1 protein-coding gene is annotated in these 434 nt (G+C 59.9%); it reads left to right on the top strand.

Translation table 11 applies throughout. The features are described 5' to 3' along the window. On the top strand, nt 1–434 hold a 434-nt coding region (locus KJQ99_RS11385), incomplete at both ends, for a S1C family serine protease (protein WP_214150729.1).

Below are 434 nucleotides of genomic sequence, written 5' to 3'. Positions count from 1 at the left end.
TTCCGGGGGTGCGCTGGTCAATGCCAATGGTGAACTCGTCGGCATCAACTCCTCAATCGCCAGTTTGCCGTCGGCGGACCGCTCCCAGTCGGGCAATATCGGCATCGGGTTCGCCATCCCATCGAATTTGGCCAAGTCGGTTGCCGACCAGATCATCCGGACCGGCAAGGTCACTCACGCTTTCCTAGGCATCTCGGTTCGTGACGCGGCTGCAGTTAAGGCTGGCGTCAAGGTTCGGGGTGCCGGAATCGCGACGGTCATTCCGAGTTCGGCGGCCGGCAAGGCCGGTTTGCGCCGAGGCGACGTCATCACCAGGATTGACGACACTGATATCGCCTCGGGGGAGTCTCTAGTAGGTCTTATTCGTTCGTTCAAAGCTGGGCAGAAGGCGAAAATCAGTTATATCCGTGGCTCCCAGGAGGGGACGGTTGACG

Source organism: Campylobacter sp. 2018MI13, from assembly GCF_018501135.1.
Lineage (GTDB): Bacteria > Campylobacterota > Campylobacteria > Campylobacterales > Campylobacteraceae > Campylobacter_E.
Note: the sequence above shows the minus strand (reverse complement) of the source record. Positions and strands in the feature narration are given on the sequence as shown.